General features: G+C 52.2%; 16 protein-coding genes. 14 read left to right on the top strand and 2 right to left on the bottom strand.

All coding sequences use genetic code 11. The features are described 5' to 3' along the window. Positions 1-55 precede the first annotated feature (55 nt). Positions 56-991 (top strand): LysR family transcriptional regulator, encoded by a 936-nt coding sequence (locus tag RYZ59_RS00300; protein ID WP_318048737.1) that lies wholly within the window; start codon positions 56-58, stop codon positions 989-991. Positions 992-1032: 41 nt separating this feature from the next. Here the strand turns inward: RYZ59_RS00300 and rne are convergent, their stop codons facing one another. Then, a complete protein-coding gene (rne, locus tag RYZ59_RS00295; protein ID WP_318048735.1) occupies positions 1033-4275 on the bottom strand; it encodes a ribonuclease E in 3243 nt (1080 codons plus the stop codon). Positions 4276-4974: 699 nt separating this feature from the next. On the opposite strand from rne, the gene rluC reads away from it, so the two are divergent. Continuing rightward, the gene (gene rluC / locus RYZ59_RS00290; protein ID WP_170974373.1) at positions 4975-5928 is read left to right on the top strand and encodes a 23S rRNA pseudouridine(955/2504/2580) synthase RluC; all 954 of its coding nucleotides are present in this window, start codon (positions 4975-4977) and stop codon (positions 5926-5928) included. Between the two features lie 82 nt (positions 5929-6010). Here rluC and RYZ59_RS00285 read toward each other — a convergent pair whose 3' ends face one another. Further along, positions 6011-6595 (bottom strand): Maf family protein, encoded by a 585-nt coding sequence (locus tag RYZ59_RS00285; RefSeq protein WP_202038323.1) that lies wholly within the window; start codon positions 6593-6595, stop codon positions 6011-6013. 197 nt (positions 6596-6792) lie between these two features. Between RYZ59_RS00285 and yceD the strand changes: the two genes are divergently transcribed. The 12 genes from yceD to holB all read left to right on the top strand — a co-directional run bounded on the left by yceD (position 6793) and on the right by holB (position 16745). Continuing rightward, the gene (yceD, locus tag RYZ59_RS00280) at positions 6793-7314 is read left to right on the top strand and encodes a 23S rRNA accumulation protein YceD (RefSeq protein WP_137383026.1); all 522 of its coding nucleotides are present in this window, start codon (positions 6793-6795) and stop codon (positions 7312-7314) included. A 16-nt stretch (positions 7315-7330) separates the two neighbouring features. Continuing rightward, entirely contained in the window at positions 7331-7504 is a 174-nt protein-coding gene (gene rpmF, locus RYZ59_RS00275) for a 50S ribosomal protein L32 (RefSeq protein ID WP_003036242.1), read from the top strand. Positions 7505-7626: 122 nt separating this feature from the next. Further along, positions 7627-8706 carry a phosphate acyltransferase PlsX gene (gene plsX, locus RYZ59_RS00270; protein WP_202038325.1) on the top strand — a complete coding sequence of 360 codons (1080 nt, stop codon included), beginning with the start codon at positions 7627-7629 and terminating at the stop codon, positions 8704-8706. Between the two features lie 77 nt (positions 8707-8783). After that, a complete protein-coding gene (gene fabH, locus RYZ59_RS00265) occupies positions 8784-9737 on the top strand; it encodes a beta-ketoacyl-ACP synthase III (RefSeq protein WP_318048731.1) in 954 nt (317 codons plus the stop codon). Positions 9738-9752: 15 nt separating this feature from the next. Continuing rightward, positions 9753-10682, top strand: coding sequence for an ACP S-malonyltransferase (gene fabD / locus RYZ59_RS00260; protein WP_137383024.1), 930 nt, complete (start codon positions 9753-9755; stop codon positions 10680-10682). Positions 10683-10694: 12 nt separating this feature from the next. After that, positions 10695-11429: a 3-oxoacyl-ACP reductase FabG gene (gene fabG, locus RYZ59_RS00255; RefSeq protein ID WP_003036255.1), complete on the top strand. Its 735-nt coding sequence runs from the start codon at positions 10695-10697 to the stop codon at positions 11427-11429. A gap of 155 nt (positions 11430-11584) precedes the next feature. Continuing rightward, entirely contained in the window at positions 11585-11821 is a 237-nt protein-coding gene (gene acpP, locus RYZ59_RS00250; protein WP_000103754.1) for an acyl carrier protein, read from the top strand. Positions 11822-11906: 85 nt separating this feature from the next. Next, complete coding sequence (gene fabF / locus RYZ59_RS00245) at positions 11907-13148, top strand: beta-ketoacyl-ACP synthase II (RefSeq protein WP_005129014.1); 1242 nt, start codon at positions 11907-11909, stop codon at positions 13146-13148. A 130-nt stretch (positions 13149-13278) separates the two neighbouring features. Beyond that, positions 13279-14088, top strand: a complete 810-nt coding sequence (pabC, locus tag RYZ59_RS00240; protein WP_318048730.1) for an aminodeoxychorismate lyase — start codon at positions 13279-13281, stop codon at positions 14086-14088. Between the two features lie 2 nt (positions 14089-14090). Further along, entirely contained in the window at positions 14091-15113 is a 1023-nt protein-coding gene (gene yceG, locus RYZ59_RS00235; protein WP_271456772.1) for a cell division protein YceG, read from the top strand. Further along, positions 15103-15744, top strand: a complete 642-nt coding sequence (gene tmk, locus RYZ59_RS00230; RefSeq protein ID WP_318048728.1) for a dTMP kinase — start codon at positions 15103-15105, stop codon at positions 15742-15744. Before yceG ends, tmk begins: the two co-directional genes overlap by 11 nt. After that, positions 15741-16745: a DNA polymerase III subunit delta' gene (gene holB / locus RYZ59_RS00225; protein ID WP_318048726.1), complete on the top strand. Its 1005-nt coding sequence runs from the start codon at positions 15741-15743 to the stop codon at positions 16743-16745. Before tmk ends, holB begins: the two co-directional genes overlap by 4 nt. Positions 16746-16747: the final 2 nt, after the last annotated feature.

Below are 16747 nucleotides of genomic sequence, written 5' to 3'. Positions count from 1 at the left end.
GGTAGCGAGCGCAGTGGTAAAACAGTTATACGTTACACGTATGAACAATGACTAAATGATAAAAACTGAACGTATAGATAGGGTGGAATTGATGCGCACGTTTGTGCGTATCGTCGAGGCTGGTTCGCTTTCCGCGGCGGCAAAGCAAATGGGTACCACACAGGCAACCGTCAGTCGGCGGTTACAATCCCTTGAGACGCTGTTGGGCGTTAAGCTGATTATGCGTACCACCCATGCAATGAAGCTGACTGATGATGGTGAACGCGGGTATCAGCATGCCAAACACATTATTGATGCCTGGCTGGCGCTGGAGGACGGACTGAACATCACGGAGGATGAACCGGTGGGGACGTTGCGGGTTCGGGCACCGCATGCGTTCGGCCAACAGCAACTCCTTGAACCGCTTCTGCAGTTCCTTTCCCGCTATCCACAGTTATCCGTTGAGTGGATGCTGAATGATAAGACCGTTGATTTTCTCAGCGACAATATCGACTGCGCAATTCGGGTTGGGGCTGAGGTCGATCCGGCAACGGTTTCGGTATTGTTGGCTGAAGTCCCGCGAAGTATGGTGGCAAGCCCTGAGCTTCTCGCACAATGTGGAATTTTGACTCACCCTGAACAGCTATCAGCGCTGCCCTGGATCGCGGTAAATACATTTTATCAGCACAGCGTGTCGTTACGTCACCACCGGCGTAACGACGCTATCACGTTGAATATTTCTCCCAGATTAAGTACCGACAGTATTTATGTCGCCAGAAATGCTGCACTTGCGGGGCTGGGCGTTACGCTTGTCTCAAGCTGGATGGTTGAAGACGATATCGCCTGCGGAAGATTGATTACGCTATTACCTGACTGGCATGCGTCGTCATTGCCCGTGCATTTGGTTTATCCCTGGGCTCGTTATTATCCAACCCGCTTACGCAAATTTCTGGCGCTGATGAAAGATGTTATGCCACAGGTAACGGGGATGCGGGGCGTTCACGACGTATAAAAAAAGCCGACCCTGAGGTCGGCTTTTTCATTGCCTATGACTTACTCAACAGGCTGCGGTCGCGTTGCTGGCGCGGTTGCCTGATGGCTGGCACTGTGTCCGCCTGCTGCACCTTTACCCTCAAAGGCAAAAGCAGGGCGCTGCCAGTCACTATGACGCGGCGCTTCTGGTACATATTCCGGTGCTGGTGCACGAGTCATCGGTGCGGTCGCATGGCTGTGAATCAGTTCAGCGCCTGCGCTGACTGTTGCAACGTCGGTCACTGCGGCTGGCGCTACGGCACTCATTACATCCTTCGGCGCTTCAACAATGGGGGCTGTCTCAACCACTGGCGCAACCTCAATAACCTCTTCAACCACTTCTGGCTGGGAAGCCACGGTTTCAACAGGCTCTTCGGCTACTGCTGTTGGTGCAACTTCAGCAACAGGCTCAGCTTGAGCGGCAATCTGTTCAGCAACAGGTGCATCAGCGACGGCGATAATCTGCGGCTGTTCAGCAACCGGAGCGGCAATTACTTCCGGATGTGCCGTTTCAGCCACAATAGTCTGCGTTTCCGCTACGCTAACATCGGGTTGCACGACGTCTGCCTGTGCAGGGACATCCGCAATGTGCTCAACGACAGCAGCAGCGACTTGAGGCTCTACTGCCACAGATGCGTTTTGTTCCAGCTCCAGTTTCTGTTCGCGCTGTTCTTCAACCTGCATGTCCTGAGTTCGGGCAACAGGGTAGCTAATCCAGACTTTGCCGGATGCTAATTCAGGAGAAGCACAGGCAACCGTTAACGGCATCGGCGACTGAACCGGATAACGTTCGTCACGATAGCGACGACGACGCTGCCCGCTTACGCGCAGATGGCGAGGAGAACGACGCGAGCGACGAGGCATACCGTTGTTATCACGTGCTTCGTTGTTGTCTTCTTGCTCTGGTGCAACAACTGCAGGTAAATCGACTTTAGCCAGTTCGGTACGTTGTGCCGGTGCGGACTGTTCAACAGGTTGAGCAACGGCGGTTTCAGCAACAATAGCTGCAGTGGCCACTTCGGCTTCAACCGGCGCGCTGTCGGTGAATCGAACTTTCTGATTCAACTGACGCTGTTTACGACGCGTTTGCGGCTGACGCACGCGTTCTTCCTGCTCGGAATCCTGCGCAGGCTGTTCAGCCAGGTTCAGCTCTTTAACTTCCTGCTGCGCCTGACGCTTATCATCGTTACGACGGCGGTTGCGCTCACGACGTGGAGCCTGCTGCTCGTCACCGGATTTCGCTTTATCGGCTACATCGCTGGACTGCTGGCGGTTGTCACGCGTTTCAGCATTCTGCTGCTGCGCCTGACGACGATTACGACGATTTTCATCGCGGTTTTCGCCGTTTTCTGAACGTTCGTTGCGGTTGTCACGATCGCCACGGTTGTCGCGATTATCACGGCGTTCGTTGCGGTCGCGGCGATTGTTCTGGCGCGGCTTACGACGATCCTGCTGACGTTCCGTTTTTTCTTCGGCTTTCGGTGCAGGTTGCTCCACCGGTTTCACTTCTTCGTTTCCGCTAAAGATAGACTTCAGCGCGCCGAAGAAACGGCTAATCAAACCAGGCTGTGCGGCTGTTGCGGCAGCTTTTGCGGCAACTTTTGGCGCAGCGACAGGTTTAGCAACGGGTTCTTGTAGCGACGGGGCAGGCGGAACATCAGGCATCGCGAAGGTGGCGAGTGCTGGTTGTTCAGGTTGTTTACGCTCGACGTATTCTTCTTCCGTCGGCAACGCCATCGCTTCTTCGTGCAGTTTCGGCAGCAGATAGCTCAGGGTTGGCGTTTCCTCCCCTTTGCGTACACGCAGTACGGAATAGTGCGGCGTTTCCATCTGATCGTTTGGCACGATCACACAGCGCACACCGTTCTGACGCGTTTCAATGGCATTGACCGCAGTACGTTTTTCGTTGAGCAGATAAGACGCAATGGGTACCGGGACGATCGCGTGAACTTCCTGGGTATTCTCTTTCAGCGCTTCTTCTTCGATCAGGCGCAGAATGGAGAGCGACAGCGATTCGTTGTCACGCACGGTACCGGTGCCGGAGCAACGCGGGCAGACGTGGTGACTGGACTCACCCAGCGACGGGCTCAGACGCTGACGGGACATTTCCAGCAGACCGAAGCGAGAAATATGGCTGATCTGAATACGCGCTCTGTCCTGGCGAACGGCTTCACGCAGACGGTTTTCTACCGCACGCTGGTGGCGAACCGGGGTCATATCGATAAAGTCGATGACGATCAGGCCACCAAGGTCACGCAGACGCAGCTGACGCGCAATTTCATCGGCAGCTTCAAGGTTGGTGTTAAACGCCGTTTCTTCAATATCGCCGCCGCGGGTTGCGCGTGCGGAGTTGATATCGATAGCCGTCAGCGCTTCAGTGCTGTCGATAACGATTGAGCCGCCGGAAGGCAGACGCACTTCACGTTGGAAGGCGGATTCAATCTGCGATTCAATCTGGTAGTGGCTGAACAGCGGGATTTCACCGGTGTACAGTTTGATTTTGCTGCTGAAATCCGGACGACCCAGCGCAGCGATGTGCTGACGCGCCATCTCCATCACTTTCGGGTTATCGATAAGGATTTCACCAATATCCTGACGTAAATAGTCACGGAAAGCACGAACGATGACGTTGCTTTCCTGGTGGATCAGGAACGGGGCAGGGCGGCTTTCAGCTGCTTTTTGAATGGCTTCCCAGTGTTTCAGACGGAAGCTCAGGTCCCACTGCAGCGCTTCGGCGGATTTGCCGACACCCGCGGTACGCACGATAAGCCCCATGCCATCAGGCAGTTCGAGGCTTGCCAGCGCTTCTTTTAATTCGGTACGGTCGTCGCCTTCAATGCGACGAGAGATGCCGCCCGCACGCGGGTTGTTTGGCATCAAAACCAGATAGCTGCCAGCCAGACTGATAAAGGTTGTCAGTGCTGCGCCTTTATTTCCGCGCTCTTCTTTATCTATCTGAACGATAACTTCCTGACCTTCACGCAACACATCTTTAATGTTGGGGCGGCCGTGGGAACTGTAGTTTGCGGGGAAATATTCGCGGGCAATTTCTTTTAACGGGAGGAAACCGTGACGTTCAGCGCCGTAATCAACAAAAGCAGCTTCCAGACTCGGTTCAATACGGGTAATTTTACCTTTATAGATGTTGGCTTTTTTCTGCTCGTGTCCAGGACTTTCGATATCCAGATCGTACAGACGCTGCCCATCTACAAGGGCGACACGCAACTCTTCCTGCTGAGTCGCGTTAATTAACATTCTTTTCATCGTAACTTACTCATTATTCTTACATTGACGACTAAGCTGCGGGCAGAGAAATGCCTTTCCGGGTGTGAACCGATGGCCTCGTGTCTATTCGCGTCGCCAACCTCACGGTTATCGTCAGCTCAAAGAGGCGCAGAGTGTCGGTTGCCTGTATTTCATACGGAAACACAGCGCAATTATCAGGGGAACAGTCTGGGTATTACTCTCCAGAGAAGCTTCCATTGTGCTTGTCGTCTTTCACGCTGTTGGTGCGTTGGCTTCATCTTCTCACCCCAGACACTTACAGGAGTAAGCTTCTGGGGGTTCCCAGACTTGCCGCCTTCCTACAACGCGAAATCCATAGAGCACTTACCGGTAAGGACTGCAACCCGCAGCCCGCTAACTGCCTGAAAGATCAATACGTCTTACGCCATTGCTGCGTTGATGATCGGTCGGGCAAAATTGGGTCATTCCGGAAAAGTTCTTGTTTTAACAAGATTCAACACGGAAACAAGCTCATTATTCCACTGCTAACCTTGTTATAGCAAGATGACTTTTGCCATTTATCACCCGGTTACTCACAGTTTTTACACTTCCGCCTGGTGATTGCTTTAATAACCACCAAATCGGTTATGTCAAACTTAAGTCATCGGGTATAGCAGTTAATATAAGCATAGAAAAATGTGTGGCGCGAATCTTGATGGCTATTTAAAATCGGCCCCCATGAAAACAGAGACTCCAGCCGTAAAAATAGTTGCCATTACTGCCGATGAAGCAGGGCAACGCATCGACAACTTTTTGCGCACCCAGCTGAAAGGTGTGCCGAAAAGTATGATTTATCGCATTTTGCGTAAAGGCGAAGTGCGGGTGAATAAAAAACGCATCAAACCCGAGTACAAACTTGAAGACGGGGATATTGTGCGTATTCCGCCTGTGCGTGTCGCTGAGCGTGAAGAAGAAGCGATTTCTCCGAATTTGCAGAAGGTCGCTGCGCTGACTGATGTCATTTTGTATGAAGATGACCATATTCTGGTGCTTAACAAACCTTCTGGCACCGCCGTTCATGGTGGCAGCGGATTAAGCTTTGGTGTGATCGAAGGTTTACGTGCCTTACGTCCGGAAGCGCGTTTCCTTGAACTGGTGCATCGTCTGGACCGTGATACCTCCGGTGTGCTGCTGGTCGCCAAAAAACGCTCAGCGCTGCGTTCACTGCATGAACAATTGCGTGAAAAAGGGATGCAAAAAGACTATCTGGCGCTGGTAAGGGGTCAGTGGCAATCGCATGTCAAAACTGTGCAGGCACCTTTGTTAAAGAATATTCTGCAAAGCGGTGAGCGTATCGTGCGGGTGAATCAGGAAGGGAAACCGTCGGAAACCCGTTTTAAAGTGGAAGAACGCTATGCGTTTGCCACGCTGGTACGTTGTAGCCCGGTAACCGGTCGTACTCACCAGATCCGTGTGCATACGCAATTTGCCGGGCATCCGATTGCTTTTGATGACCGCTATGGCGACCGTGAGTTCGATAAGCAACTGGCGGGTACGGGGTTGAACCGTCTGTTTCTGCACGCTGCAGCGTTGAAGTTTACTCATCCCGGTACGGGTGAGGTTATGCGTATTGAAGCGCCGATGGATAATCAGCTGAAACGCTGCCTTGAGGTATTGCGCAGCAAAGCCTGATACGCGTTGCTTATCAGGCCTACAATCGCGCAATGCGCCGTAGGCCTGGTAAGACGCACCGCATCGCCATCAGGCAAATTAACTAGGCTTTTAACGGGTTCATGTCTTCCCGGCGCAGCATCTGACACAACGCGATCAGCGGCAAGCCAATCAGGGTGTTAGGGTCGCGGCCCTCCAGACGCTCAAAGAGCGCGATACCTAATCCTTCACTTTTAAAACTACCTGCGCAATGTAACGGGCGTTCTTTACGCACGTAATCTTCAATTTCCATTTCACTTAAATGGCGGAAATGGACATCGAACGGTTCAACTTCGGTTTGTAGGTGACCGTTCGCTGAATTATAAAGCGCCAGTCCGGTGTAAAAAGTGACAATATTTCCACTGGCTTTGGTTAATTGTTGTCTGGCGTTTTCTTCCGTTAACGGTTTGCCGGTTATTTCACCATCAAGAACACAAATTTGATCAGACCCAATTATTAAATGTGCTGGAAACCGATGGGCAAGAGATTGCGCTTTTTCCTGTGCCAGGCGTAACACTAAATGCCGGGGTGTTTCGCCGGGTAAGGGGGTTTCATCAACCTCTGGGGCTGCGCATTCAAACGGGATGGCCAATTTTTCGAGCAAAGCGCGACGCCAGGGAGAGGTGGACGCAAGAATAAGTTGAGGCATATTTTTTCCCCCGCATATAGCGTAATGATGAGAGCCATTTTAAACTATGGACTTCGTCCTTCAAGCTGGCTGCGATGGCTTGTTGTGATCGATTTTAAGTCGATGACCCGCAATGTGTGCGAATTATTGGCAAAAGGCAACCACAGGCTGCCTTTTTCTTTGACTCTATGACGTTACAAAGTTAATATGCGCGCCCTATGCAAAAGGTAAAATTACCCCTGACTCTTGATCCGGTTCGTACGGCTCAAAAACGCCTCGATTATGAAGGTATCTATACTTCTGATCTGGTTGAGCGCGTCGCCGATTCTGTAGTCAGTGTGGACAGTGATGTGGAATGCTCCATGTCGTTCGCTATCGATAACCAGCGCCTTGCCGTTATAACCGGTGATGCGAAGGTTTCGGTTACGCTCGCGTGTCAGCGTTGCGGGAAACCGTTCCCACTTCATGTTCACACAACATATTGTTTTAGTCCTGTCCGTTCTGACGAGCAGGCTGAAGCACTCCCGGAAGCGTATGAGCCGATTGAGGTTAACGAATTCGGTGAAATCGATCTGCTTGCAATGGTTGAAGATGAGATTATCCTCTCCTTGCCGGTAGTTCCGGTGCATGATTCTGAACACTGTGAAGTGTCCGAGGCGGACATGGTCTTTGGCGAATTGCCTGATGAAGCGCAAAAACCAAACCCATTTGCCGTATTAGCCAGCTTAAAGCGTAAGTAATTGAGGAGTAAGGTCCATGGCCGTACAACAGAATAAACCAACCCGTTCCAAACGTGGCATGCGTCGTTCTCATGACGCTCTGACCGCAGTCACCAGCCTGTCTGTAGACAAAACTTCTGGTGAACAACACCTGCGTCACCACATCACTGCCGACGGTTTCTACCGTGGCCGTAAGGTAATCGCTAAGTAATCACGCATGACTCAATGGATTTCCCACTTCGGTGAGAAAAACAGAGAGTACAAGCGTGATGAAGCTTAGTGAGGCTTTCCCCGGGTAACTGGGGAAATACCTAACCGGGCAGCGACGATACCTTGACACGTCTAACCCTGGCGTTAGATGTCATGGGGGGAGATTTTGGCCCTACCGTGACAGTGCCTGCAGCATTGCAGGCACTGAATTCTAATTCGCAACTCACTCTTCTTTTAGTCGGGGATCCCGATACAATCACGCCATTACTTGCCAAAGCTGACTTCGAACAACGTTCACGTCTGCAGATTATCCCTGCTCAGTCAGTTATTGCCAGTGATGCCCGGCCCTCGCAAGCAATTCGCGCCAGTCGTGGAAGCTCAATGCGTGTCGCCCTGGAGCTCGTGAAAGAAGGTCGAGCGCAAGCCTGTGTCAGCGCTGGTAATACGGGCGCACTAATGGGTCTTGCGAAACTCTTGCTCAAACCCCTTGAGGGTATTGAGCGTCCTGCGCTGGTCACGGTTTTACCGCATCAGCAAAAGGGCAAAACGGTGGTGCTGGACTTGGGTGCCAACGTGGATTGCGACAGTACGATGTTGGTGCAATTTGCCGTCATGGGTTCCGTGTTGGCAGAAGAGGTGGTTGGGATTGCCAATCCTCGCGTTGCGTTACTCAATATCGGCGAAGAAGAAACTAAGGGTCTCGACAGTATTCGGGATGCTTCTGCTGTGCTAAAAACAATCCCTTCTATCAATTATATCGGCTATCTTGAAGCCAATGAGTTGCTGACTGGCAAAACGGATGTGTTGGTCTGTGACGGCTTTACAGGTAATGTCACATTAAAGACGATGGAAGGTGTTGTCAGAATGTTCCTTTCACTGCTGAAATCTCAGGGTGAGGGCAAAAAACGGTCGTGGTGGCTGCTGTTATTAAAACGTTGGTTACAAAAAAGCCTGACAAGGCGATTTAGTCACCTCAACCCCGACCAGTATAATGGCGCCTGTCTGTTAGGATTGCGCGGCACGGTGATTAAGAGTCATGGTGCTGCCAATCAGCGAGCATTTGAAGTCGCGATTGAACAGGCAGTGCAGGCGGTGCAGCGACAAGTTCCTCAGCGAATTGCCGCTCGCCTGGAATCTGTATACCCAGCTGGATTCGAACTGCTGGACGGTGACGAAAGTATCAACTCACGAGTGCACAGGTAACAGTGCGACTGAGGGTGCTGTCAACGTACCAGTGATTTGCTCGTGGCGGTATATAACCAAAAAGTGACTGAGCGTACATGTATACGAAGATTATTGGTACTGGCAGCTATCTGCCTGAACAAGTGCGTACTAACGCCGATTTGGAAAAAATGGTCGAGACGTCTGATGAGTGGATCGTCTCTCGTACAGGTATCCGCGAACGCCATATTGCTGGGCCAAATGAAACCGTTGCGACGATAGGCTTTGCCGCCGCTAACCGTGCACTTGAAATGGCCGGCATCGACAAAGAACAAATTGGTCTGATTGTGGTTGCTACCACGTCATCAACCCACGCATTTCCAAGCGCGGCATGCCAGATCCAAAGTATGCTGGGGATTAAAGGCTGTCCGGCGTTTGATGTTGCAGCAGCCTGTGCTGGCTTTACCTATGCACTTAGCGTTGCCGATCAGTATGTAAAATCTGGCGCAGTCAAACATGCGCTGGTTGTTGGATCGGATGTGCTGGCGCGCACGTGTGATCCCACCGATCGCGGGACGATCATTATTTTTGGTGATGGCGCGGGTGCGGTTGTACTGAGTGCATCAGAAGAGCCGGGTATTATCTCCACCCATTTGCACGCTGACGGTAGCTATGGCGAACTGCTGACGCTGCCTAATGCCGATCGCGTGAATCCGGAAAACCCGATTCACCTGACGATGGCGGGTAACGAAGTCTTTAAAGTTGCGGTTACCGAACTTGCTCATATCGTTGATGAAACGCTGGAAGCAAATAATCTCGACCGTTCTGCGCTGGACTGGCTGGTGCCACATCAGGCAAACCTTCGCATTATCAGCGCAACAGCGAAAAAGCTGGGTATGTCGATGGATAATGTCGTCGTCACGCTGGACAGACACGGCAATACGTCCGCTGCTTCCGTACCGTGTGCGTTGGACGAAGCCGTCCGCGACGGACGAATTAAAGCAGGGCAGTTAGTATTGCTTGAAGCCTTCGGCGGTGGATTCACCTGGGGCTCCGCGCTGGTTCGTTTCTAGTATAAGGATTTTAACATGACGCAATTTGCATTTGTGTTCCCTGGTCAGGGTTCTCAAACCGTTGGAATGTTGTCTGATATGGCAGCAAGCTACCCAATTGTTGAAGAAACTTTTGCTGAAGCTTCAGCGGCGCTGGGCTATGATCTTTGGGCTCTGACTCAGCAGGGTCCGGCAGAAGAACTGAATAAAACCTGGCAGACGCAGCCAGCGCTGTTAACGGCATCTGTCGCACTGTATCGCGTATGGCAACAGCAGGGTGGTAAAACACCTGCGCTGATGGCAGGTCACAGCCTGGGTGAATACTCTGCGCTGGTGTGTGCAGGTGTTATCAATTTTGCTGATGCCGTGCGCCTGGTTGAACTGCGCGGCAAATTTATGCAGGAAGCCGTTCCGGAAGGCACTGGTGGCATGTCTGCTATCATCGGTCTGGATGATGCCGCTATCGCGAAAGCGTGCGAAGAGTCTGCTGAAGGTCAGGTAGTTTCACCGGTAAACTTTAACTCTCCGGGTCAGGTCGTTATCGCCGGGCACAAAGAAGCGGTAGAGCGTGCAGGCGCGGCCTGTAAAGCTGCTGGCGCTAAGCGTGCGTTGCCGTTACCGGTTAGCGTTCCATCTCACTGTGCGCTAATGAAGCCTGCAGCCGAGAAGCTGGCTGTTGAACTGCAGAAAATTACCTTTAACACGCCGACTGTTTCCGTTGTGAACAACGTTGACGTGAAGTGCGAAACCACCGCCGATGCTATCCGCGACGCGCTGGTTCGTCAGCTTTACAGCCCGGTTCAGTGGACTAAGACCGTTGAATTTATGGCATCTCAGGGCGTAGAGCACCTGTATGAAGTCGGTCCGGGTAAAGTCCTCACCGGTTTGACGAAACGTATTGTTGACACCCTGACTGCTTCGGCACTGAATGAGCCGGCGGCGTTGTCTGCGGCGCTAGAGCAATAAAAGAGGAAAACCATGAGTTTTGAAGGAAAAATCGCGCTGGTTACCGGTGCAAGCCGTGGCATTGGCCGCGCAATTGCTGAGACACTCGTTGCCCGTGGCGCGAAAGTTATCGGTACTGCAACCAGCGAAAGCGGCGCGCAGGCCATTAGCGATTACTTAGGTGCAAATGGCAAAGGTCTGATGTTGAATGTGACCGATCCTGCATCTATCGAATCTGTTCTGGAAAATATTCGTGCAGAATTTGGTGAAGTCGATATCCTGGTCAATAATGCCGGGATTACTCGTGATAACCTGTTAATGCGCATGAAAGATGACGAGTGGAACGATATCATCGAAACCAACCTGTCATCTGTTTTCCGTCTGTCAAAAGCGGTAATGCGAGCTATGATGAAAAAGCGTCATGGTCGTATTATCACTATCGGTTCTGTGGTTGGTACCATGGGAAATGCGGGTCAGGCTAACTACGCTGCGGCGAAAGCGGGTCTGATCGGCTTCAGTAAATCACTGGCGCGTGAAGTCGCGTCTCGTGGTATTACTGTAAACGTTGTTGCTCCGGGCTTTATTGAAACGGACATGACGCGTGCGCTGTCTGATGATCAGCGTGCGGGTATTCTGGCGCAGGTTCCTGCGGGTCGCCTTGGTGGCGCTCAGGAAATCGCCAGCGCGGTTGCATTTTTAGCTTCCGACGAAGCAAGTTACATCACTGGTGAGACTTTGCACGTCAACGGCGGGATGTACATGGTTTAACCACGATTGAAAAATATTTGCGTTATTAGGGCGAATGGCCTCAAAATAACGTAAAATCGTGGTAAGACCTGCCGGGATTTAGTTGCAAATTTTTCAACATTTTATACACTACGAAAACCATCGCGAAAGCGAGTTTTGATAGGAAATTTAAGAGTATGAGCACTATCGAAGAACGCGTTAAGAAAATTATCGGCGAACAGCTTGGCGTTAAGCAGGAAGAAGTTACCAACAATGCTTCCTTCGTTGAAGACCTGGGCGCGGATTCTCTTGACACCGTTGAGCTGGTAATGGCTCTGGAAGAAGAGTTTGATACTGAGATTCCGGACGAAGAAGCTGAGAAAATCACTACCGTTCAGGCTGCCATTGATTACATCAACGGCCACCAGGCGTAAGTGAACATCTCCAGGCGGTCATTCGACCGCCTGAGTTTTATCTTTTTTCCCACTTGAATTATTTTTCCCTCCCTGGAGGACAACCGTGTCTAAGCGTCGTGTAGTTGTGACCGGACTGGGCATGTTGTCTCCTGTCGGCAATACCGTAGAGTCTACCTGGAAAGCTCTCCTTGCCGGTCAGAGTGGCATCAGCCTGATCGACCATTTCGATACTAGCGCCTATGCAACGAAATTTGCTGGCTTAGTAAAGGATTTTAACTGTGACGACATTATCTCGCGCAAAGAACAGCGCAAGATGGATGCCTTCATTCAATATGGAATTGTCGCTGGCGTTCAGGCCATGCAGGATTCTGGCCTCGAAATTACGGAAGAGAACGCTCACCGTGTTGGCGCCGCTATCGGCTCCGGTATTGGCGGTCTCGGTCTTATCGAAGAAAACCATACCTCGCTGGTAAATGGTGGACCGCGTAAGATCAGCCCGTTCTTCGTTCCGTCGACGATTGTTAACATGGTGGCTGGTCATCTGACCATCATGTACGGCCTGCAAGGGCCAAGCATCTCCATCGCCACGGCCTGTACTTCAGGCGTGCACAACATCGGTCATGCCGCGCGTATCATTGCATACGGCGATGCAGACGCGATGGTTGCGGGTGGAGCAGAAAAAGCCAGTACACCGCTGGGTGTAGGTGGTTTTGGCGCAGCACGTGCGCTGTCTACGCGTAACGATAACCCGCAAGCGGCAAGCCGTCCGTGGGATAAAGAGCGTGACGGGTTTGTGCTGGGCGACGGCGCAGGTATGGTGGTACTGGAAGAGTACGAGCATGCGAAAGCACGTGGCGCAAAAATCTATGCTGAAGTGGTTGGCTTTGGTATGAGCAGCGATGCTTACCATATGACATCACCTCCGGAAAATGGTGCAGGTGCTGCACTGGCGATGGTCAATGCTCTGCGTGATGCGGCGATTGAACCTGGTCGTATTGGCTATGTCAATGCGCATGGTACGTCCACTCCAGCAGGTGATAAAGCCGAAACCCAGGCCGTGAAATCGGTGTTTGGTGATGCTGCACGTAGCGTGATGGTCAGTTCGACCAAATCCATGACCGGACACCTGTTGGGTGCTGCGGGCGCGGTAGAGTCTATTTTCTCTATTCTGGCGCTGCGCGATCAGGCTGTTCCGCCAACCATCAACCTGGATAACCCGGATGAAGGTTGTGACCTGGACTTCGTTCCGCACGAGGCGCGTCAGGTTAGCGGTATGGAATACGCACTGTGCAACTCCTTCGGCTTCGGTGGCACCAACGGTTCGGTGATCTTCAAAAAGATCTAAGCACCAGCAGGTGACTTACCAGGCTCTAAGAGAAAAGGCCCGCTTGTCGGGTCTTTTTTTATTCAGTTTTCAGTCCTTGTCCTGGGTGACTCATCCTGCCAAACTAGCGGACCACGAATAAGGAGCCACGATGTTCTTAATTAATGGCCGTGAGCAGGATATGCTGGCTGCAAGCGATCGGGCGACGCAGTTTGGTGATGGCTGCTTTACCACTGCGCGTATAACTGATGGCAAAATTTGCTTTTTTGCAGCGCATCTCCAGCGTTTACAGGACGCATGCCAAACATTGTTTATCCCCTTCGATAAGTGGTCAGAACTGCAAGCTGAAATGGAAAAACTGGCTGCAGGGCATGCACGTGGCGTACTGAAAGTGATTATCAGTCGTGGCAGTGGCGGTCGTGGTTACAGTGGGGCAAGCTGTCATGAGCCGACTCGTATCCTCTCCGTCTCTGTTTACCCTGCACATTATGATAGCTGGCGAAAGCAAGGCATCGTGCTGGCGTTAAGTCCTGTTCGTCTGGGGCGCAATCCGCTGCTTGCCGGGCTTAAACATTTGAATCGGCTGGAGCAGGTGCTGATCCGCTCTCATCTTGAACAGACGGATGCCGATGAGGCGCTGGTGCTTGACAGCGAGGGATGGGTTACGGAATGCTGTGCGGCTAATTTGTTCTGGCGAAAAGACGACGTGGTTTATACGCCGCGGCTGGATCAGGCTGGTGTGAATGGCATTATGCGACAATTCTGTATACGTATGCTGGCACAATCGCCTTTCCGGGTTGTCGAAGTGTATGCCGGGTTGGAGGAGGTTATGCAGGCTGAGGAAATCGTCGTCTGCAATGCATTAATGCCTGTTCTCCCCGTGCGTACCTGTGACGACAGGCCGTTGTCTTCACGTTTGTTATTCAATTTTTTAGCCCCACTTTGTGAGCACCCAAATTAGTCATGAAAAAATTGTTACTCGTTGTCCTGTTATTGCTGGTTGTGCTGGGCATTGCCGCGGGAGTGGGAATGTGGAAAGTTCGCCATCTGGCGGACAGTAAGTTGTTGATCAAAGAAGAGACGATTTTTACGCTGAAAGCGGGGACGGGCCGTCTGGCGCTGGGGGAACAGCTGTATACGGACAAGGTTATTAATCGTCCGCGGGTATTCCAGTGGTTGTTACGTGTTGAACCCGATCTTTCGCATTTCAAAGCCGGAACCTACCGTTTAACGCCTGATATGACCGTACGCGAGATGCTGCAATTGCTGGAAAGCGGCAAAGAAGCACAGTTTCCGTTACGTCTGGTCGAGGGGATGCGCCTGAGCGATTACCTGAAACAATTGCGCGATGCGCCGTATATCAAGCATACGCTGAGCGATGATAGCTACGAAACCGTTGCCAGGGCACTGAAGCTGGAAAACCCGGAATGGGTGGAAGGCTGGTTCTGGCCGGACACCTGGATGTATACCGCGAATACTACCGATGTGGCGTTGCTGAAGCGTGCGAATCAAAAGATGGTTAAAGCCGTAGATACGGTCTGGGAAGGGCGAGCTGACGGCCTGCCGTATAAAGACAAAAATCAACTGGTGACGATGGCCTCAATTATTGAGAAAGAGACCGCCGTTGCCAGCGAGCGTGATCAGGTGGCCTCGGTCTTTATTAACCGCTTACGTATCGGTATGCGCTTACAGACCGATCCGACCGTGATTTACGGTATGGGGGCACGGTATAATGGTAAATTGTCGCGTGCAGATCTGGAAATGCCGACCGCCTATAACACTTATACCATCACAGGTTTGCCACCGGGTCCGATTGCCATGCCTGGTGAGGCTTCGCTGCAGGCGGCCGCACATCCGGCAAAGACCCCGTATCTCTATTTCGTGGCTGACGGTAAAGGCGGTCACACGTTTAACACTAATCTTGTCAGCCACAACCGCTCCGTGCAGGATTATCTGAAAGTGCTTAAGGAAAAAAATGGGCAGTAATTACATCGTCATCGAGGGCCTGGAAGGCGCCGGAAAAACCACCGCGCGTGACGTAGTGGTCGAGACACTTGAGCAACTCGGGATTCGCGACATGGTATTTACCCGCGAACCCGGTGGGACCCAGCTTGCGGAGAAATTAAGAAGTCTGGTGCTGGACATCAAATCGGTCGGCGATGAAGTGATTACCGATAAAGCCGAAGTCCTGATGTTTTATGCCGCGCGCGTACAACTGGTTGAAACCGTGATTAAGCCGGCGCTGGCAAAAGGCCGCTGGGTTATTGGCGATCGTCACGATCTGTCAACCCAGGCCTACCAGGGCGGCGGCCGTGGCATCGATCAAAACATGCTGGCAACACTGCGTGATGCCGTGCTCGGTGATTTTCGCCCTGACCTGACGCTGTATCTGGATGTGACGCCTGAGGTCGGGTTAAAACGCGCTCGAGCACGTGGCGAACTGGATCGTATTGAACAGGAGTCTTTCGATTTCTTCAATCGCACCCGCGCACGCTACCTTGAACTGGCAGCCAAAGACGCCAGCATTCGTACAATTGATGCAACACAGCCGCTTGATGTCGTGATGGCGAATATCCGCAATACCATCACCGAGTGGGTGAAGGAGCAGGGCGCATGAAATGGTATCCATGGTTACGACCGGATTTTGAAAAACTGGTAGCCAGCTACCAGTTGGGTCGTGGTCACCATGCGCTACTGATTCAGGCGTTACCCGGAATGGGTGACGACGCGCTGATTTATGCGCTTAGCCGCTATTTAATGTGCCAGCAGCCGGAAGGACATAAAAGTTGCGGGCACTGCCGTGGCTGTCAGTTGATGCAGGCAGGTACACACCCGGACTACTATTCGTTGCTGCCGGAAAAAGGCAAAAGCACGCTGGGTATTGATGCGGTACGTGAAGTCAGCGAGAAGCTGTACGAGCATTCACGCCTTGGCGGTGCGAAAGTGGTGTGGATCCCGGATGCCGCTCAGTTAACCGATGCCGCTGCCAATGCCTTACTGAAAACGCTGGAAGAGCCACCGGCACAGACCTGGTTTTTCCTCGCCAGCACAGAGCCGGCAAGATTATTGGCGACGCTACGCAGCCGCTGTCGGTTACATCATCTTGCTCCCCCGCCTGAATCGTATGCCATTTCCTGGCTTGCCCGCGAAGTGACAGCATCTCAGGAGGCGCTACTGAGCGCATTACGGCTGAGTGCCGGCTCGCCCGGTGCGGCATTAACGTTGCTACAAGCCGAAAGCTGGGCGCACCGGACCGACTTCTGTGCGGCACTGGCGAACACATTGCAATCCGGCGATTGGTATATTCTGTTGGCGGCACTCAATCATGAGCAAGCTGCGACCCGTTTACACTGGCTGGCAACGCTGCTTACAGATGCCCTCAAACGCCCGTATGGTGTGGCCCATTTAACCAATCCTGATGCTCTGGCGTTGATATCGTCAATCGCTGAGCGGTTATCCGTTGCCCAGATACAGGCGATACTCGGTGACGTTTGCCATTGCCGTCAGCAATTGCTTAACGTGACCGGCGTAAACCGTGAGCTGGTATTAACCGATCTTATTCTTCGTATTGAGCATTACCTGCAACCAGGCACTGTACTGCCTGTTCCCCATCTTTGAGA

It is taken from the genome of Citrobacter sp. HN-141, assembly GCF_033341895.1.
GTDB lineage: Bacteria > Pseudomonadota > Gammaproteobacteria > Enterobacterales > Enterobacteriaceae > Citrobacter.
The sequence above is the reverse complement of the archived record's forward strand: the minus strand, read 5'-3'. Positions and strand labels throughout refer to the sequence as shown.